The sequence below is a fragment of the Mycobacterium alsense genome, from assembly GCF_002086635.1.
In the GTDB taxonomy this organism is placed as follows: domain Bacteria; phylum Actinomycetota; class Actinomycetes; order Mycobacteriales; family Mycobacteriaceae; genus Mycobacterium; species Mycobacterium alsense.
The window spans coordinates 27,710-44,787 of sequence record NZ_MVHD01000008.1; the positions used below are offsets into that span (position 1 = coordinate 27,710).

Below are 17,078 nucleotides of genomic sequence, written 5' to 3' on the forward strand. Positions count from 1 at the left end.
CCCGATGATCACCGAGGAAGCCTTCCCCGTCGAACCCTGGCAGGTCCGCGAAACCCGGCTCGACCTGAACCTGCTGGCCCAGTCCGAATCCCTGTTCGCCCTGTCCAACGGGCACATCGGGTTGCGCGGCAACCTCGACGAGGGCGAGCCGCACGGCCTGCCGGGCACCTACCTGAACTCGTTCTACGAGATCCGGCCGCTGCCCTACGCCGAGGCCGGCTACGGCTATCCGGAGGCCGGCCAGACGATCGTCGACGTCACCAACGGCAAGATCATCCGGCTGTTGGTCGAGGACGAGCCGTTCGACGTCCGCTACGGCGAGCTGATCTCCCACGAGCGCATCCTGGATTTGCGCGCCGGCACCCTGACCCGCCGGGCGCACTGGCGCTCGCCGGCGGGCAAGCAAGTCCGCGTCGTGTCCACCCGGCTCGTCTCCCTGCCCCACCGCGGCGTCGCCGCCATCGAGTACGTGGTGGAGGCGGTCGAGGAGTTCGTCCGCGTGACCGTGCAGTCCGAGCTGGTCACCAACGAGGACCAGCCCGAGACCTCCGACGACCCGCGGGTGTCGGCCATCCTGGAGAACCCGCTGGAGGCCGTCGACCACGAAAACACCGAAACCGGAGCGCTTCTCATGCACCGGACGCGGAGCAGCGCGCTGATGATGTCGGCGGCGATGGAGCACGAGATCGAGGTTCCCGGGCGCGTCGAGTTCAGCACCGACGCGCGGCCGGACCTGGCGCGCACCACGGTCATCTGCGGGCTGCGCGCGGGCCAGAAGCTGCGCATCGTCAAGTACCTGGCGTACGGCTGGTCGAGCATCCGCTCCCGCCCGGCGCTGCGCGACCAGGCCGCCGCCGCGATCCACAGCGCCCGCTACAGCGGGTGGCAGGGGCTACTGGACTCGCAGCGGGCCTACCTCGACGAGTTCTGGGAAAACGCCGACGTCGAGGTCGAGGGCGACCCCGAATCCCAGCAGGCGGTCCGGTTCGGGATGTTCCACCTGCTGCAGGCCAGCGCCCGCGCCGAACGCCGCGCCATCCCCGCCAAGGGGCTCACCGGAACCGGCTATGACGGCCACGCCTTCTGGGACACCGAGGGTTACGTGCTGCCGGTGCTGACCTACACCGCCCCGCACACCGTGGCCGACGCGCTGCGGTGGCGGGCCTCGACCCTGGACCTCGCCAGGGATCGCGCGGCCGAGCTCGGCCTCGACGGCGCCAGCTTCCCGTGGCGGACCATCCGCGGGCAGGAGTGCTCGGCGTACTGGCCGGCCGGCACCGCGGCCTGGCACATCAACGCCGACATCGCGATGGCCTTCGAGCGCTACCGCATCGTCACCGGCGACCACAGCCTGGAGCGGGAGTGCGGCCTGAAGGTGCTGGTCGAGACCGCCCGGCTGTGGATGTCGCTCGGGCACCACGACCGGCACGGCGTGTGGCACCTCGATGGCGTCACCGGTCCCGACGAGTACACCGCGGTCGTGCGCGACAACGTCTTCACGAACCTGATGGCGGCGCACAACCTGGTCACCGCCGCCGAGGCCTGCAACCGCCACCCCGAGGAGGCGGCGGCGCTGGACGTCACCACCGAGGAGGCCGCCGCCTGGCGCGACGCGGCCGACGCCGTCAACATCCCCTACGACGCGGAGCTGGGCGTCCACCAGCAGTGCGAGGGCTTCACCACCTTCGCCGAGTGGGACTTCGAGGGCAACCAGACCTATCCGCTGCTGCTGCACGAGGCCTACGTGCGCCTGTACCCCGCGCAGGTGATCAAGCAGGCCGACCTGGTGCTGGCGATGCAGTGGCAGAGCCACGCGTTCACCCCCGAGCAGAAGGCGCGCAACGTCGACTACTACGAGCGGCGCATGGTGCGCGACTCGTCGCTGTCGGCCTGCTCGCAGGCCGTGATGTGCGCCGAGGTCGGCCACCTGGAGCTCGCCCACGACTACGCCTACGAGGCCGCGCTGATCGACCTGCGCGATTTGCACCACAACACCCGCGACGGGCTGCACATGGCCTCGCTCGCCGGGGCCTGGATGACGCTGGTGGTCGGGTTCGGCGGCCTGCGCGACGACGAGGGCATCCTCTCGCTGGATCCGCGGCTGCCCGACGGCATTTCGCGGCTGCGCTTCCGGCTGCGCTGGCGAGACTTCCGGCTGACCGTCGACGTCAACCACGCCGAGGTCACCTACACGGTGCACGACGGGCCCGAGCACGACCTGACCATCCGGCACGCGGGTCAGCAGCTCACCCTGAGCACCGAGTCGCCGACGACCGTCTCCGTGCGCATCCGCAAGCCGCTGCTGCCGCCGCCGCAGCAGCCGCCGGGCCGCGAGCCGCTGCACCGGCGCGCCCTGGCCCGCACTCAGTGAGGCTGCAGGGTCCGGGCCATCTCGGCGGAGATGGCCCCGCGTAGCTCGTCGTCCGCCAGGTCGTCGATGCCGACCGCCGAGCGGAGGAACGGCGCGAACAGCCGCCAACCGAACTGCAGCGCAAAGGCGTTCGCCACGGCCAGGCGCGCGCCGAGGTCCCCGTCGCGGCCGGGGCCGAAAAGGGGGCGGATGCCGTCGTACATCTGCGCGGCACCCGGAAACCGGGACTGCAGCCTGCCCACCGGATAGCCGTCGAGCACGGCGCGCGCCATGACCCGCATGTGCCGGTCCAGCGCCCGCTCCGCCTCCGCGGGGCCCGGGTCGCTCTGCAGCAGCGCCGTCGTCGTCGCGCCGAGGTGATCGAGCACCGCGCCGACCAGTTGCTCCTTGGTGCCGAAGTGCCGAAACACCAACCCGTGGTTGACCCCCGACCGGGCGGCGATGTCGCGGATCGACGTCGCGGCCGGGCCGCGCTCGGCGAACAGTTCGATGGCCGCCTCCAGGACCGCCGCGGCCACCTCTTCGCGGCCGGTGGGCATTTTCCGACGGGTACTTGCCGAACGTGTAGTCATATGACTACACTAGCTCATGTAGTCGCTTGACTACACCGACTTCGGCGAAAAAGGACGAAACGAAAATGACCGACTCGATCACCGTTACCAAGCTGGGCAGCCGGATCGGCGCGCGGATCGACGGCGCGCGCCTCGGTGGCGACCTGGACGAGACCACCGTGGCGGAGATCCACCGGGCGCTGTTGGCCCACAAGGTGATCTTCTTCCGCGGGCAGCATCACCTCGACGACGGACAGCAGCTGGCGTTCGGCGAGCTGCTGGGCACCCCGATCGGCCATCCCGCGGCCGGCGCCCTCGCCGGTAAGGACGCGCCGATCATCACGCCGATCGACTCCGACTACGGCAAGGCCAACCGCTGGCACACCGACGTCACCTTCGTGGCCAACTACCCCGCGGTGTCGATCCTGCGCGCGGTCACGTTGCCCAGCTATGGGGGCTCGACGCTATGGGCGTCGACGGCGGCGGCCTACGACGACCTGCCCGAGCCGCTTACGTGGCTCGTCGACGACCTGTGGGCGCTGCACAGCAACCGCTACGACTACGTCACGCCCGGCTCGGACGAATGGTTGACCGAGGCGCAGCGGGCGTTCCGGCAGGCGTTCGACAAGCCCGATTTCCGCACCGAGCATCCCGTGGTGCGGGTGCATCCGGAGACCGGTGAGCGGACCCTGCTGCTGGGCGATTTCGTGCGCGGGTTTGTCGGCCTGGACAGTTACGAATCGTCCGTCCTGTTCGAATTGCTGCAGCGGCGAATCACCATGCCCGAGAACACCGTTCGCTGGAACTGGAAGCCCGGCGACGTCGCCATCTGGGACAACCGGGCCACCCAGCACCGGGCCATCGACGACTACGACGGCCAGCGCCGGCTCATGCACCGGGTCACGCTGATGGGTGACGTGCCCGTCAACGTGCACCGGCAGCGCAGCCGGGTGATCAGCGGCGCCCCGCTCCAGGCGATCGCCAGTTAGCGTCAGCCCGCCGTGCTGAGCGGATCGATCGGCAGCCAGCGCAGCGCCCCCGGTGCGTCGAGGGGTACCACCGGGTGCGCGGGCGCGACCGGATCCAGCCTGCGGTAGGTGTCGCCCTGCAGCGGCCGCTGGTCGTTCTCGCCCTTGTTCGGCCACAGCGAGGCGGCGCGCTCGGCCTGCGCGGTGATGGACAGCGACGGGTTCACGCCCAGGTTCGCCGAGATCGCCGCGCCGTCGACCACGAACAGCGTTGGGTAGCCGTAGACGCGGTGGTAGGGGTCGATGACGCCGCGCTCGGGGCTGTCGCCGATCACCGCGCCGCCCAAGAAGTGCGCGGTCAATGGGATGTTGAACAGCTCGCCCCACGTGCCGCCGGCCACGCCGTCGATCTTGGCGGCGATGCGGCGGGTGACCTCGTTGCCGACCGGGATCCACGACGGGTTCGGCTCGCCGTGACCCTGTTTGCTTGTGTACCAACGGATTCCGAGTCTGCCGCGCTTGGTGAACGTGGTGATCGAGTTGTCCAGGTGCTGCATCACCAGCGCGATGACCGTGCGCTCGCTCCACTGGCGCACGTTGATCATCCGGATGATGCCGCGCGGATCCTCGCGGGCCTGGTCCCACAGCTGCTTCCACCGCGGCACGTCGGTGCCCCCCGGACCGTGGCCGTCGGTCATCAGGGTCTGCAGCAGCCCCATCGCGTTGGAGCCCTTGCCGTAGCGGACGGGCTCGACGTGGGTGTCGGACGTCGGATGGATCGACGACGTGATCGCCACGCCGTGGGTCAGGTCGAGGTCGGGCCGGACCTCCAGCGTCGCCGCGCCCACGATCGACTCGGAGTTGGTCCGCGTCAACACGCCCAGCCGTTTCGACAGCCGCGGCAGCTTGCCCTTGTCCCGCATCTTGAACAGCAGGTGCTGCGTGCCCCAGGTGCCCGCGGCCAGGATCAGGTTCTCGGCGGTGTAGGTGCGCCGGTCGCGGCGCAGCCAGCTCCCGGTGCGGACGGTGTGGACATCCCACAGCCCGTCGGGGCGCTGCTCGAATCCCTTCACCGTCGTCATCGGAATAACCTGTGCCCCATTGGATTCCGCGAGCCCCAGGTAGTTCTTCACCAGCGTGTTCTTGGCGCCGTAGCGGCAACCGGTCATGCAGCAGCCGCATTCCAGGCAGCCGGTGCGCTCCGGGCCGGCGCCGCCGAAGTACGGGTCGGGCACGGTCTTTCCGGGCGTCTTGGTGCCGTCGGGCCCGAAGAACACCCCGACCGGGGTGGGCACGAAGGTGTCCCCGCAGCCCATCTCGTCGGCGACCTCCTTGACCAGGCGGTCGGCGTCGGTGAACGTCGGGTTCTCCACCACGCCGAGCATGCGCCGCGCCTGTTCGTAGTGCGGCATCAGCTCGTCGCGCCAGTCGGTGATCTGCGACCATTGCGGGTCCTTGAAGAACGGCTCCGGCGGCACGTACAACGTGTTGGCGTAGTTCAGCGAACCGCCGCCCACCCCCGCGCCCGCCAGGATCATCACGTTGCGCAGCGGGTGGATGCGTTGGATGCCGTAGCAGCCGAGCCGGGGCGCCCACAGGAACTTGCGCAGGTCCCAGGAGGTCTCGGCGAACTCCTCGTCGGCGAAGCGCCGCCCGGCCTCCAGCACGCCGACCCGGTAGCCCTTTTCGGTCAGCCGCAACGCGCTGACGCTGCCCCCAAACCCCGAACCGATGATCAGGACGTCGTAATCCGGCTTCATGCCCACCAGTATGGGCATACCGGCCGGTACTAAACCAGCGAGCCCGACAGCGGGCGGCTAGGCCCCCACCGTCAGCCCGACCTTCTGGAATTCCTTGAGGTCGCAATAGCCGGCCTTGGCCATCGACCGGCGCAGCCCGCCGACCAGGTTCAGGGTGCCGAACGGGTCGTCGGACGGCCCGCCCAGAACCCGCGCCAGCGGCGGGCGCTCGCCGACGGCGATCTGCAGCAACGCGCCCCGCGGCAACGACGGGTGTGCCGCCGCGGCCGGCCAGAACCACCCGCCCCCGAGGGCCTCGGCGGACTCCGCCAGCGGGGTGCCCAGCACCACCGCGTCGGCGCCGCAGGCGATGGCCTTGGCCAGCTCGCCCGAGTTGTGGATGTCGCCGTCGGCCAGCACGTGCACGTAGCGCCCGCCGGTCTCGTCGAGGTATTCGCGCCGCGCCGCGGCGGCGTCGGCGATCGCGGTGGCCATCGGCACGCTGATGCCCAGCACCTCGTCGGTGGTGGTCACGCCGCGGGTTGAGCCGTAGCCGACGATGACGCCGGCGGCGCCGGTGCGCATCAGGTGCAGGGCGGTGCGGTGGTCTTGCACCCCGCCGGCGACGACGGGGATGTCGAGCTCGGAGATGAAGGTCTTGAGGTTCAGCGGCTCCCCAGCCCCGTCCCTGTCCAGGGCCACGCGTTCGGCGGAGACGATGGTGCCCTGGATGACCAGCAGGTCGATGCCGGCGGTCACCAGCACCGGCGTCAGCGCCCGGGCGTTTTGCGGGCTGACGCGCACCGCGGTGGTGACCCCCGCCTCGCGGATGCGGGCGACCGCGGAGCCCAGCAGGTCCGGGTCCAGCGGCGCGGCGTGCAGCTCCTGCAGCAGCCGTATCGCCGCCGACGGTTCGGGCTCCTTTTCGGCGGCCTCGACGAGTTGGGCGATCTTGGCCTCGACGTCGGCGTGCCGGCCGATCAGGCCCTCGCCGTTGAGCACGCCCAGTCCACCGAGGCGGCCGAGTTCGATCGCGAACTCCGGGGACACCAGGGCGTCGGTCGGATGGGCCAGCACCGGGATCTCGAACCGGTAGGCGTCGAGCTGCCAGGCCGTCGACACGTCCTGCGACGAGCGGGTGCGCCGCGACGGCACGATGCTGACTTCGCTGAGTTCATAGGTGCGACGGGCGGCGCGGCCCATCCCGATCTCGACCATGCTCAGTTCGCTGTTCACCGCGCGAAGTAGTTGGGCGCTTCGACGGTCATGGCGACGTCGTGCGGGTGGCTCTCCCGGAGCCCGGCCGCCGTGATCCGGACGAACTGCGCCTGCTGCAGCGCCTCGATGGTGGGCGAGCCGGTGTAGCCCATCGCGGCGCGCAGGCCGCCGGTCAGCTGGTGGATCACCGACGACAGCGGTCCGCGGAACGGCACGCGGCCCTCGATGCCCTCGGGCACCAGCTTGTCCTCGCTCAAAGCGTCGTCGGCGAAGTAGCGGTCCTTCGAGTAGGACTTGGCCTGCCCGCCCGAGCCCCGTCCCGCCATGGCGCCCAGCGACCCCATGCCCCGGTAGCTCTTGAACTGCTTGCCGTTGACGAAGATCAGCTCACCGGGCGCCTCGGCGGTGCCGGCGAGCAGCGAACCCAGCATGGCCGTCGACGCGCCGGCGGCCAGCGCCTTGGCGATGTCGCCGGAGTACTGCAGGCCGCCGTCGGCGATGACGGGCACGCCGGCCGGGCGGCACGCCGCGTCGGCCTCCAAAATCGCGGTGATCTGGGGCGCGCCGACGCCGGCCACTACCCGGGTGGTGCAGATCGAGCCGGGCCCCACGCCGACCTTCACCGCGTCGGCGCCCGCGTGGACCAGCGCCGCGGCCGCGGCCCGGGTGGCCACGTTGCCGCCGATCACCTCGACGCGATCGCCGACCTCGGCCTTGAGTTTGCCGACCATGTCGAGCACCAGGCGGTTGTGCGCATGCGCGGTGTCCACGATCAGCACGTCCACCCCGGCGTCGACGAGCATCATCGCGCGCACCCAGGCGTCACCGCCGACGCCGACGGCGGCGCCGACCAGCAGCCGCCCGTCGCTGTCCTTGGTGGCCAGCGGGTGCTGTTCGGTCTTGACGAAGTCCTTGACGGTGATCAGCCCGGTCAGCCGGCCGTGGCCGTCGACGACGGGCAGCTTCTCGATCTTGTTGCGGCGCAACAGCCCCAGGGCCGCGTCGGCACTGACGCCCTCCTGCGCGGTGATCAGCGGGGCCTTGGTCATCACCTCGGAAACCGGCCGCGTCTGGTCCACCTCGAAGCGCATGTCGCGGTTGGTGATGATGCCGACCAGCGCGCCGGACTCGTCGACCACCGGCAGCCCGGAGATGCGGAACTTGGCGCACAGCGCGTCGACCTGGGCCAGGGTGTTGTCCGGCCGGCAGGTGACCGGATCGGTGACCATGCCGGCCTCCGAGCGCTTGACCATCTCGACCTGACCGGCCTGTTCGGCGACCGGCAGGTTGCGGTGCAGCACGCCCATGCCACCGGCCCGGGCCATCGCGATCGCCATCCGCGACTCGGTCACCGTGTCCATCGCCGAGCTGACCAGCGGCACCTTGAGGCGGATCTTGCGGGTGAGCTGGCTGGAGGTGTCCGCGGTCGCCGGAACCACGTCGGAGGCCGCGGGCAACAGCAGGACGTCGTCGAAGGTCAAGCCGAGCATCGCGACTTTGAACGGGTTGTCACCGCCGGTGGGCACCGGGTCGTCGGCCAGTCCGGGGACGGGGGTTTCGCGCAGGCTGGCAACCAGGTCGGAGCTGTCTTCCAGGTGGGACATGCCACGGGTCATCGGGAGCCCTCCATACGCGCGCGGAGTGAGAAACCCATCCTATCGGCTCGCGGGCCCCGGGTACCCGCTTGCCCGGGCGCGCCGCGGGCACTCACCCGCGCCGGCCGGCGGCGACCTGACCTGCTGGCGTTCTGACGGCCCCCCTGCGTAGGCTAGGGGCGTGCGCGACCACCTACCGCCGGGTTTGCCGCCCGACCCGTTCGCCGACGACCCCTGCGATCCGTCGGCGGCGCTCGATGCCGTCGAGCCGGGGCAACCGCTGGATCAGCAGGAGCGGATGGCGGTCGAGGCCGACCTGGCCGATCTGGCCGTGTACGAGGCGCTGTTGGCGCACAAGGGCATTCGCGGGCTCGTGGTGTGTTGCGACGAGTGCCAGCAGGACCACTATCACGACTGGGACATGTTGCGCGCCAACCTGTTGCAGCTGCTGATCGACGGCACCGTGCGCCCGCACGAGCCCGCCTACGACCCCGAACCGGACTCCTACGTCACGTGGGACTACTGCCGGGGCTACGCCGACGCCTCGCTCAACGAGGCGACGTCAGACGCCGATTTCCACCACCGCCACTGAGCCGCCCCTGAACTAGGGCGTGTCGTCCGGGGCCACCGATGACGGTGTCGTCTTGTGATGGTGATGGCGATGCCGGCCGGACGACGGGCTGGTTGTCGGGCTTTCCGAGGGGCTTTCCGACGGCCCGGCCGACGGGGTCGCCGTGGCGCCCGGGGCCGGGGCCGTGGTGCCGGCCACCGACGGCGGGGTGGTGGTCGGGCCGGGCGAGAGCCCCGTCGTGGACGAGACCACCGGCGCGCTCGGCTTCGGTGCCGCCGGCGGCAGCGTCGCGTTCGGGTTGCGCGACTCCACCCGGGTGTTGAGCAGGTTCACCTGGTCCAGGAGGTCGTTCCGGCTGGCCCCGTCGTTCATCGACTGCACGGTGCTGCTCACCTCGGCCAGCTGATTGGAGGCCTGCGCCCACTGGCCCTGGTCGATCATCTGCTGGACCTTGGCCAGTTCGGCCTTGGCGGACAACGTGATCTGGTCGTCGTTGACCCTCGGCTGGTCGAAGAACATCGCGTGCAGGCCGTAGAGCGCGTCGCCGGGACGGGCCTCGACCACCATGGCGCCGAACCCGCTGAGCGCCAACAGCGTCGCGGCGACCGATCCGATCGCGGCAAGGCCGCGACGGGCGCGACGGCGCTCGGCGAGCCCGGTCTGCAGCGCCTCGACGGCCTCCTCCGGCGACACCAGCGCGCTGGCCGGCGGCCAGCGCAGGTCGTCGCGCCAGTCCTCCAGCAGGACGGCCAGCGCCTCGAAGTTCGGGTCGCCGGCGTCGTGCAGGTCCACGGACCGTCGCTCGGCGAGCGCGTCGAGGAGCAAATCGGTGTGGGCCAACTCGTCCAGGGCCGGCTGATCGGGGAGCGCGTAGCCGAATTCAGGCATAGTCACCCGCCGCGACGATCTCGGACTTGAGCCGTGACAGCGCCCGGTGCTGCGCCACGCGGACCGCGCCGGTGGTGCTGCCGACGGCGGCGGCGGTCTCCTCGGCCGACAGGCCGACGACCACCCGCAGGATCAGGATCTCGCGCTGCTTGGCGGGAAGGATCTCCAGCAGTTCGTTCATGCGGCTGACCGAATCCGCTTCGATGGCACGCTGTTCCGGGCCCGCCTCCGGCGACCAGCGCTCCGGCACCGTTTCCGCGGGGTAGGCACGGTCGCGGCCGGCGGCCCGGTGGGCGTCGGCGATCTTGTGCGCGGCGATGCCGTACAGGAAAGCCAAGAACGGCCGCCCGCGCTCGCGGTAGCGCGGCAGCGCCGTGATAGTGGCCAAGCACACCTCCTGAGCCACGTCGTCCGCTGACAGGCCGCCCCGCTCGATCGTGCCGACTCGCGCCCGGCAATATCGCACGACGATCGGACGGATGGTCTCCAGCACCTCCCGTAAGGCGTTCCGGTCCCCCGCCACGGCCTCCGCAACCACAGCGTCGAGACGTTCCCCTTGAATTGTCATCGACGGCGGTATCTCCAACGTTACGAACGGGACACATCGCGGGCTAACTGTCGAACTGACAATAACGGGCGGAAGGCCGTTTCAGGCGGAACGCCACGCGCCCCCGGCGCGCCGCACCTGGCCTGCGCAGATATCGCGAATTTCGTGCAGCTTTTGTGTTGAAAACGTGGCACTTTCGATATCGATCAGCAAGCACGCCAGCGCCCACCGAAGCGGTATCAGGTGCAATCGGCCGGTGACCTCCAGCGCCGCGTCGGCGACCGCGCGGGCGCGCTCGATGTCGCCGGCGGCGCACACCGCGGCGGCCAGCACCACGTCGCTTTTGGCGCGGTGCCGCGCCGACGGGACGGCCATCGCCGCGGCCAGCGCGACCGCCTCCTCGGCGTGGCGTACCGCCGACGCGCCGTCGCCGGTGGCCATGGCCAGCTCGGCGGCCACCCAGCGGCGGCGCACCGGGAGCCGGTCGGGGACGGCGCCGGGCTCGGCGTCGGCGCGGGCCAACAACGTTGCCGCGGCGGCGAACCGGCCGACCCCCAGGGCATCGGCCGCCAACCCGATCAGCGCGTCGGCGCAGGCCTCGGGATCCGTGCCGGCCAGGGCCAGGGCGCGACCGTCCCAGCCGCGCGCCAACGTGTGCCAGCCGAGCTGGCGCAGAAACGACGCCTGCGTGCTGTGGGCCAGCGAGACCAACCGGTCGCCCGGGGCGCCGCGGCGCAGCGCCGCCAGGTCGCGATAGGCGCTGCCGTAGCGCCCCTGGCCGCCCGCCGCGACGGCGCGCAGCCACAGTTGCCGGGGCGTGGTCGCCGCGGGCAGCGGCCAGCTCGCCGGGCGGTCGCCGAAGGCGGCGGCGGCCAGCGCCGGCTCGATCGTCGAAGTGTGACCAGTTTCAATCACGGTGATAGTAGTAAACACTTCGTGCTGCCGGTGTTACCGAAGTGTTAATCACAATCGGGTCTGTACTAATCGCCGTTTCCGCCGCCCCCCGCGCTGAGCTGGGAAATTACGGAGCCGTCAACTGCCTGGTAGCGGGGCTCCCGCTTAGCAAATCCATAGCATATGAACGGTACGTTAATTTTGCTCCAACGCGTATATACTTTGGCGGCCTAAGTGGCTATTGACGGAAATTCGCCGCCGCCCCTAGGTTCTATGTTTGACGGGTAGTCATCGGTGACTCCACTCGAAATCGGTTGCACAATCGCTTTTCGGACGCTTCGCGAACCTCCTTCCAAGCGTGCGGTGCAGAGAGGGAACGAACCAATGCCACAGCCGGAGCAGCTACCTGGACCCAATGCCGACATCTGGAACTGGCAACTGCAGGGCCTGTGCCGCGGCGTCGACTCGTCGATGTTCTTTCACCCCGACGGCGAGCGTGGCCGCGCCCGCATGCAACGCGAGCAGCGCGCCAAAGAGATGTGCCGGCAGTGCCCGGTGATCGCGGAGTGCCGTTCGCATGCGCTGGAAGTCGGTGAGCCGTACGGCGTTTGGGGCGGTTTGTCGGAGACCGAGCGCGAGTTGTTGCTGAAGGGCGACTTCGGCCGCGTGCGCGGCATCCGTCGCACGGCCTGACGTAGGCCAAAATTGCTGGTAATCAACGCGTTCCGCAACTGCGATCGCGGACATTGAACGCTTCGCGCACCGCAGTTCGTGTCCTAGTCGTGGACTAGACCCTCGCAGGGTCCCGGTCCATCGTCGACGCCGCGTCGAAACCCCCTGCGCCGCGCCGGCGTGGATCCAGTGCGTTCCGTCGTGTCGGGGGGCCCGCGTCGGTTCGCTCGCGTGCACAAAGGAGCGTGCCGTGCGTGAGCGCCCACATCATTCCGTAAGCCGGGTCCGCGATGCCGGACTTGGCGTCATAGCAACCCTGGGGCGGCAGGAATGGCTGGATCGGCCGAGCTACCGCCTCGAGCACCTTCTGACGTTTTTCTTCGCGGCAATGGGCCGGCATCGAGACCGCGTGAGCAACGCGCTGCACGGCACATGGCTCGGCCATCCCCTGCACCCGGCTTTGACGTCGGTGCCGACGGGGGCGGTGACGGCGACGGTCGTGATGGACGCGGCCGGCCTGTTGCCGGGTCACTCCGCGCGATGGCGTGCTGCGTCGAGGTTGGCGCTGGGCGTCGCAATCGTGGGCAGCGTGGGTGCGGCCGCCACCGGCGTGACGGACTGGCAGCACAGCCATCAGCAACCGCGCCGGGTCGGCCTCGTCCATGGGGTGCTGAACGCGGTCTCAACGGTCCTGTATGCGGCGTCGTGGTGCGACCGCTACCGCGGCCGCCATCGGCGCGGGATGGCAACCAGCGGCGTGGCTTATGGCATCACGCTCGGTAGCGGCTACCTGGGCGGCGCTTTGGTTTTCGGATCAGCCATCGGGGTCGATCGTTCCGGTCTGCGGCTCGGGGTGGGCCCCTGGACCGCGGTGCTACCGGCGGCGGCCCTGGATGGCGGGCCGCGTCGGGTCGAGGTGAACGGCGTCGGTGTGGTTCTCTTTCGCAACCGCGATCGGGTGCTGGCCGTCGGCCACCGCTGCCCCCACCTGGGTGCGCCGATGGATGACGGCTGGATCGACCGCGACAGGATCGTGTGCCCGTGGCATGGCTCGAGATTCGCCTGTGAATCCGGAGAAGTGCTGCGCGGACCGTCGACAGCGGCCCTGCCGCGTTATTCGGCGCGGGTCCGCGACGGACTCGTCGAGGTGCGAGGAGTGGCGAAATGAACGCGTACGACGTGCTGTTCGCGCACCACAAGGTTTTGCGCCGACTCTGCTCGGCGATCACGGCGATACCGGCGGTCGCCGACGAGCGGCAGGACGCGCTCGACGAACTGCTGATCGAGCTGGACATCCACATGCGGATCGAAGACGACCTGTTCTACCCGGCGGTGTCGGCGGCCGGCGAACTCGTCGCGATCGCCCACGCCGAACACCGGCAAGTCTGGGATCAACTCGCGGTGCTCCTCCGGGTACCCCCGACGGCCCCCGGATACGAGGACGAATGGCGCTCGTTCGTCGCGGTACTGGACGCTCACGCCAGCGAAGAGGAGCGCGACTTGTGCCCGCCCCCAATAGCTTTGGAACCTCAGGTCCTTGATGAGCTGGGCAGCCGGATGGCCGGGCGCATCGCCAAGTTGCGCCACTCCACGCTCAACAGCCTGCGCGTTCGAGGCCGGATCGCGCTACTGAGCTCGGTGTGAGTCGCTGTGCCGGCGAGCCGATGAGGCGGCGACCTGCTCGAGGAACGCGCGTGCGGGTGCGGAGGCGCTGGCGGAGACCGCGACGCCGAGGCGCCGCACGGTTTTGGGCACCAGCGGTCGCACGGCGACACCGGGCAGGTCGGGCAGCCCGACGCTCGGCAGGATGCTCACCCCCAGCCCCGCCCGCACGATCTCGAGCGCCGCGGTCACTTCGCGCGCGTCGAAGGCCAGATCGAAATGCACCCCGGCCTGCCGTGCCACCGGCATGAACACGTCGGCGCACCCGCCGGTGCCACGCACAAAGGGTTCGGAGGCCAGGTCGGGATAGGTGATGGTTTCTTTCGACGCCAGGCGGCTGCCCGCGGGCACCACGGCGACCATTTCCTGTTCACCCAGGACGGCCACGTCGAGGCCCCTGATCGGCAGCCTGACCACGCCCGCCTCGGCCGCCCCCTGGTCGAGCCAGTCCCGTATTTCCTGTTCGCTTCCCTCGAGGAGCCGGATGGTGACGGCCGGATGCCGTTCGACGAAGGCTTGCAGCTGCGGAGCGACGAGCGCGGCGGTCGCGGTCGGTAGGCTCGCCAGGCTCAGCGTCCCGCTGATGTCACCGGCCAGGCCGGCGACTTCGGTGCGCATCAAGGTCAAGTGCCGCACGGCCTCCCGCGCGTGGGTCAGCGCGACGGAGCCGGCTTCGGTCAGCGAGAGCCCGTCGCGGCGGCGAACGAACAGCGGCAGCCCCAGCTCCTTTTCGAGCGTGGCGACCGCGCGGCTGACGGCAGGCTGCGACAACCCGAGCCGCCGGCCGGCCGCGGTGAAGCCACCCTGATCGACCACCGAGGTGAACGCCTTCAGCTGCAACAAGGTCGTCATCGGACCTCCATATCACCCACGTCATTATTCATATCAACAACGTGATGATCATTTGTTCTTCCAGAACGTTTAAGTAATCATACAGGCACCACCGAAGGAGGACACCATGACGGCAAGGCGAGTACTGATCACCGGGGCGTCGAAGGGAATCGGCCGGGCGGTCGCCGACCGGCTCGCCGGCTCCGGGGGCATACCGGTGGGCCTCGCGCGCACGGCACCGGCGGAATTCCCGGGCGAGTTCTACGAGGTGGACCTCGCCGACCGGGCGGCCACCGCCGACGCGCTCGAGCGCATTGTGGCGAGCGGCCACATCGACGCCGTGGTCAACAACGTCGCCATCGCACGGTTCGGCCGAATCGGCTCGATCGACTTGGACGACCTGTTCACCACCTACGACCTGAACGTGCGCGCCGCCGTGCAGGTGGTCCAGGCGGTGCTGCCCGGAATGCTGGCCGCCGGGTGGGGCCGGATCGTCAACGTCAGCAGCTTCACCACCCTGGGCTCCGCGGAGCGCACCCCGTATGCCGCGACGAAGGCGGCGCTGGACGCGGCCACCCGGATCTGGGCCGGCGAGCTCGCGCAGACCGGAATCACGGTCAACGCGGTGGCCCCCGGCCCCATCGAGACCGAGATGTACCGCGAGCTCAGCCCGGTCGGGTCCGAGCGCGAATCGCGGCTCCTGCAAACCATTCCGATGCGCCGCCTCGGAACACCGCGGGAGATCGCGCACGCGATCTGCGCGCTGCTCGACGAGGACGCCGGCTACATCACCGGTCAGATCATTCGCGCCGACGGCGGCGGAAGCGTCGCCGCCTGACGAGATAGGAGAGCTCGGCGAGCGGTTCTGGGAGACGGCGCCGGGCGCCTTCGTCAAGGTTCCCGCGAACACGTGGCACGGCCTCACCAACACCGGCGGCGACGACCTGGTCTTCCTCGTGATCTACGACCCGCCCGACGTCGCGACCGACTAGCGGCGGCCGAGCGGGTTACCGCGCCGCCTCGCCGGTCTCGGCCGTCCACTGCGCGTACTCGTTGCCCGCGGCAAGGTCCCAGAACGTCGAGGTGTGCAGCGAGCCGTCGGCACCGAACCGGTAGATCTCGATGCTCTGGATGAGCGCCGGTTGGCCATTCACGGTGCCCGAGTTGCGAATGACGGCGGCGCCGGTCGTCCCGCACACGTAGAGCAGGCCGATGCCCAGCTTCCAGTCTGCGTTGGGCGAGGCGTCCCACACGTCGGCCATCACGTCCCATCCGCGTTTGACCGGCGTGCCCACGGGGTCCTCCATCGTGACCTCACCCGGCACGACGCGCTTCCAGTGCGCGAGCCACGCCTCCTTGTCACCGGCGTTCCACAGTTCGACGTGCCGCTCGAGGGCCGCTCGGATCTCCTCGGCCGTAGGTGCTGACATCTCGTTCCTCCTTGACCCCCATCCGGTGAGCATGACGCCCGCGCCCCGGCTTTGCATAGGGGTGCGCCTACCCGACTCCACCGGCGCACTCGTTTCGCCGGTGGTGCATCGGGGTAGGCACGGCCCATGAAAAAGGGCGCATCCCTCGCGGTCGCGGTGCTCACCGCGACCATCGCACCGCTGGCCGCATGCGCGAACCAGCGCGGCAGCCAACCCAATACCGAGCCACTCAGCAGCGCGCCGCCCGGCGCCGAGAAGCTGACCACGCAGCTGAAGAGCACCGACGGGACCGTCGTCGCAAACGCCACCATCGATTTTGCGAACGGCTACGCCACGGTCACCGTGGACGCCGGCCCCAACCGGATCCTGACCCCCGGTTTCCACGGGCTCCAGATCCACTCGGTGGGCACCTGCGAGGGCGACTTCGCCTCCGCCGGCGACGTCTACCAGGCGCCGGGCCACACGGGTTACCCGGCCAGCGGCGACCTGACCGCCCTGCAGGTGCGCTCGGACGGCTCGGCGAAACTCGTCACCACCAGCAACGCGTTCACCGCCGCGGACCTGAGGAACAGCTCGGGCACCGCGCTGGTCGTCCACCAGGACGCGGACAACCTCGGTGGCTCTCCCGCCGGTGCCGCGGCCAAGCGCGTGGCCTGCGGGGTGATCGCGGCGGGCTCGGCGACGACGACGACGGCGACGACGGCGACGGCGACGGCGACGACCAGCGTCACCACGAGCACCACGACGACCGCCGTGCCGCCGCCGTCCACCAGCACGAGCACGAGCACCGTCACGGTCACCAGCAGCCCGGCTGTCACGACGACGCCGAGTACGACGACGAACAGCCTTCCGCCCGGCGGCTGACGTCTCAGAGGTTCGACGGTTTGTCCAGTGTGCCCGGGGTGGGCTGGACGCGGCCCGTGATCAGCTGATGCATCTCGGTGGCATCGTGTGCGGCGGCGGTCGCCGCCCGGATGTGCCAGTCCTCGCCGTCGGTGGTGTACGCGACCATCTGCCGGGCGGCAAAGCTGTAGAGCGACTGGATGATCGGCAGCCTCCGCTTGCCGACGACATCGGCCAACCATAGATAGGTCGACGCCTGTCGGAGCGCTTCTTCTATCTGCGGGTCGGAGGCCACACC

At 70.0% G+C, this 17,078-nt stretch carries 18 protein-coding genes; 8 read left to right on the top strand and 10 right to left on the bottom strand.

Annotated features, from left to right (window positions below; genetic code table 11):
* Window positions 1–4: 4 nt before the first annotated feature.
* Complete coding sequence (locus BST11_RS07270) at window positions 5–2,371, top strand: glycoside hydrolase family 65 protein (RefSeq protein WP_083137282.1); 2,367 nt, start codon at window positions 5–7, stop codon at window positions 2,369–2,371.
* Here the strand turns inward: BST11_RS07270 and BST11_RS07275 are convergent.
* Window positions 2,365–2,943 carry a TetR/AcrR family transcriptional regulator gene (locus tag BST11_RS07275; protein WP_083137283.1) on the bottom strand — a complete coding sequence of 193 codons (579 nt, stop codon included), beginning with the start codon at window positions 2,941–2,943 and terminating at the stop codon, window positions 2,365–2,367. The two genes, BST11_RS07270 and BST11_RS07275, sit on opposite strands and share 7 nt — an antisense overlap.
* A 65-nt stretch (window positions 2,944–3,008) precedes the next feature.
* On the opposite strand from BST11_RS07275, the gene BST11_RS07280 reads away from it, so the two are divergent.
* A complete protein-coding gene (locus BST11_RS07280) occupies window positions 3,009–3,911 on the top strand; it encodes a TauD/TfdA dioxygenase family protein (protein WP_083137284.1) in 903 nt (300 codons plus the stop codon).
* A gap of 2 nt (window positions 3,912–3,913) precedes the next feature.
* On the opposite strand, the gene BST11_RS07285 is transcribed toward BST11_RS07280, so the two are convergent.
* From BST11_RS07285 to guaB, 3 genes are read right to left on the bottom strand one after another with little or no spacing between them, the layout of a single operon-like run.
* Window positions 3,914–5,650 carry a GMC oxidoreductase gene (locus BST11_RS07285; RefSeq protein WP_083137356.1) on the bottom strand — a complete coding sequence of 579 codons (1,737 nt, stop codon included), beginning with the start codon at window positions 5,648–5,650 and terminating at the stop codon, window positions 3,914–3,916.
* A gap of 57 nt (window positions 5,651–5,707) precedes the next feature.
* Window positions 5,708–6,847, bottom strand: a complete 1,140-nt coding sequence (locus tag BST11_RS07290; RefSeq protein WP_083137357.1) for a GuaB3 family IMP dehydrogenase-related protein — start codon at window positions 6,845–6,847, stop codon at window positions 5,708–5,710.
* A 14-nt stretch (window positions 6,848–6,861) separates the two neighbouring features.
* Window positions 6,862–8,463, bottom strand: coding sequence for an IMP dehydrogenase (gene guaB / locus BST11_RS07295; RefSeq protein WP_067323134.1), 1,602 nt, complete (start codon window positions 8,461–8,463; stop codon window positions 6,862–6,864).
* Between the two features lie 160 nt (window positions 8,464–8,623).
* Here guaB and BST11_RS07300 point away from each other — a divergent pair, with 160 nt between their 5' ends.
* Window positions 8,624–9,034 carry a DUF5319 domain-containing protein gene (locus tag BST11_RS07300; RefSeq protein WP_067323130.1) on the top strand — a complete coding sequence of 137 codons (411 nt, stop codon included), beginning with the start codon at window positions 8,624–8,626 and terminating at the stop codon, window positions 9,032–9,034.
* Window positions 9,035–9,046: 12 nt separating this feature from the next.
* Here the strand turns inward: BST11_RS07300 and BST11_RS07305 are convergent, their stop codons facing one another.
* The 3 genes from BST11_RS07305 to BST11_RS07315 all read right to left on the bottom strand — a co-directional run bounded on the left by BST11_RS07305 (window position 9,047) and on the right by BST11_RS07315 (window position 11,363).
* Window positions 9,047–9,901: an anti-sigma-D factor RsdA gene (locus BST11_RS07305; RefSeq protein ID WP_083137285.1), complete on the bottom strand. Its 855-nt coding sequence runs from the start codon at window positions 9,899–9,901 to the stop codon at window positions 9,047–9,049.
* Window positions 9,894–10,469, bottom strand: coding sequence for a sigma-70 family RNA polymerase sigma factor (locus tag BST11_RS07310; RefSeq protein WP_067323234.1), 576 nt, complete (start codon window positions 10,467–10,469; stop codon window positions 9,894–9,896). The genes BST11_RS07305 and BST11_RS07310 overlap by 8 nt, the downstream gene beginning before the upstream one ends.
* Window positions 10,470–10,550: 81 nt before the next feature.
* A complete protein-coding gene (locus tag BST11_RS07315) occupies window positions 10,551–11,363 on the bottom strand; it encodes a hypothetical protein (protein ID WP_083137286.1) in 813 nt (270 codons plus the stop codon).
* Between the two features lie 363 nt (window positions 11,364–11,726).
* Between BST11_RS07315 and BST11_RS07320 the strand changes: the two genes are divergently transcribed.
* The 3 genes from BST11_RS07320 (at window position 11,727) to BST11_RS07330 (ending at window position 13,658) form a co-directional block, all read left to right on the top strand.
* Window positions 11,727–12,035: a WhiB family transcriptional regulator gene (locus BST11_RS07320; RefSeq protein WP_067323121.1), complete on the top strand. Its 309-nt coding sequence runs from the start codon at window positions 11,727–11,729 to the stop codon at window positions 12,033–12,035.
* Between the two features lie 367 nt (window positions 12,036–12,402).
* On the top strand, window positions 12,403–13,182 hold the full coding sequence (locus BST11_RS07325) for a Rieske (2Fe-2S) protein (RefSeq protein ID WP_083137287.1): 780 nt from the start codon (window positions 12,403–12,405) through the stop codon (window positions 13,180–13,182).
* Window positions 13,179–13,658: a hemerythrin domain-containing protein gene (locus BST11_RS07330; RefSeq protein ID WP_083137288.1), complete on the top strand. Its 480-nt coding sequence runs from the start codon at window positions 13,179–13,181 to the stop codon at window positions 13,656–13,658. Before BST11_RS07325 ends, BST11_RS07330 begins: the two co-directional genes overlap by 4 nt.
* Here BST11_RS07330 and BST11_RS07335 read toward each other — a convergent pair.
* A complete protein-coding gene (locus BST11_RS07335) occupies window positions 13,641–14,528 on the bottom strand; it encodes a LysR family transcriptional regulator (RefSeq protein ID WP_083137289.1) in 888 nt (295 codons plus the stop codon). The two genes, BST11_RS07330 and BST11_RS07335, sit on opposite strands and share 18 nt — an antisense overlap.
* Window positions 14,529–14,634: 106 nt before the next feature.
* Between BST11_RS07335 and BST11_RS07340 the strand changes: the two genes are divergently transcribed.
* Window positions 14,635–15,345, top strand: a complete 711-nt coding sequence (locus BST11_RS07340; protein WP_083137290.1) for an SDR family oxidoreductase — start codon at window positions 14,635–14,637, stop codon at window positions 15,343–15,345.
* A 169-nt stretch (window positions 15,346–15,514) separates the two neighbouring features.
* Here the strand turns inward: BST11_RS07340 and BST11_RS07345 are convergent, their stop codons facing one another.
* Entirely contained in the window at window positions 15,515–15,937 is a 423-nt protein-coding gene (locus BST11_RS07345) for a nuclear transport factor 2 family protein (protein WP_083137291.1), read from the bottom strand.
* A gap of 126 nt (window positions 15,938–16,063) precedes the next feature.
* On the opposite strand from BST11_RS07345, the gene BST11_RS07350 reads away from it, so the two are divergent.
* Window positions 16,064–16,801 (top strand): superoxide dismutase family protein, encoded by a 738-nt coding sequence (locus tag BST11_RS07350; RefSeq protein ID WP_083137292.1) that lies wholly within the window; start codon window positions 16,064–16,066, stop codon window positions 16,799–16,801.
* 4 nt (window positions 16,802–16,805) lie between these two features.
* On the opposite strand, the gene BST11_RS07355 is transcribed toward BST11_RS07350, so the two are convergent.
* The gene (locus BST11_RS07355) at window positions 16,806–17,075 is read right to left on the bottom strand and encodes a hypothetical protein (protein ID WP_142276231.1); all 270 of its coding nucleotides are present in this window, start codon (window positions 17,073–17,075) and stop codon (window positions 16,806–16,808) included.
* Window positions 17,076–17,078: the final 3 nt, after the last annotated feature.

What these genes read in the sequence shown, in the direction of transcription:
- BST11_RS07350 (WP_083137292.1), top strand. Translation starts at nt 16,064, where the DNA reads ATGAAAAAGGGCGCATCCCTCGCGGTCGCGGTGCTCACCGCGACCATC.
- BST11_RS07280 (WP_083137284.1), top strand. Translation starts at nt 3,009, where the DNA reads ATGACCGACTCGATCACCGTTACCAAGCTGGGCAGCCGGATCGGCGCG.
- BST11_RS07330 (WP_083137288.1), top strand. Translation starts at nt 13,179, where the DNA reads ATGAACGCGTACGACGTGCTGTTCGCGCACCACAAGGTTTTGCGCCGA.
- BST11_RS07320 (WP_067323121.1), top strand. Translation starts at nt 11,727, where the DNA reads ATGCCACAGCCGGAGCAGCTACCTGGACCCAATGCCGACATCTGGAAC.
- BST11_RS07285 (WP_083137356.1), bottom strand. Translation starts at nt 5,650, where the DNA reads ATGAAGCCGGATTACGACGTCCTGATCATCGGTTCGGGGTTTGGGGGC.
- BST11_RS07275 (WP_083137283.1), bottom strand. Translation starts at nt 2,943, where the DNA reads ATGACTACACGTTCGGCAAGTACCCGTCGGAAAATGCCCACCGGCCGC.
- BST11_RS07305 (WP_083137285.1), bottom strand. Translation starts at nt 9,901, where the DNA reads ATGCCTGAATTCGGCTACGCGCTCCCCGATCAGCCGGCCCTGGACGAG.
- BST11_RS07345 (WP_083137291.1), bottom strand. Translation starts at nt 15,937, where the DNA reads ATGTCAGCACCTACGGCCGAGGAGATCCGAGCGGCCCTCGAGCGGCAC.
- guaB (WP_067323134.1), bottom strand. Translation starts at nt 8,463, where the DNA reads ATGACCCGTGGCATGTCCCACCTGGAAGACAGCTCCGACCTGGTTGCC.
- BST11_RS07335 (WP_083137289.1), bottom strand. Translation starts at nt 14,528, where the DNA reads ATGACGACCTTGTTGCAGCTGAAGGCGTTCACCTCGGTGGTCGATCAG.
- BST11_RS07340 (WP_083137290.1), top strand. Translation starts at nt 14,635, where the DNA reads ATGACGGCAAGGCGAGTACTGATCACCGGGGCGTCGAAGGGAATCGGC.
- BST11_RS07310 (WP_067323234.1), bottom strand. Translation starts at nt 10,469, where the DNA reads ATGACAATTCAAGGGGAACGTCTCGACGCTGTGGTTGCGGAGGCCGTG.
- BST11_RS07270 (WP_083137282.1), top strand. Translation starts at nt 5, where the DNA reads ATGATCACCGAGGAAGCCTTCCCCGTCGAACCCTGGCAGGTCCGCGAA.
- BST11_RS07325 (WP_083137287.1), top strand. Translation starts at nt 12,403, where the DNA reads ATGGGCCGGCATCGAGACCGCGTGAGCAACGCGCTGCACGGCACATGG.
- BST11_RS07290 (WP_083137357.1), bottom strand. Translation starts at nt 6,847, where the DNA reads ATGGTCGAGATCGGGATGGGCCGCGCCGCCCGTCGCACCTATGAACTC.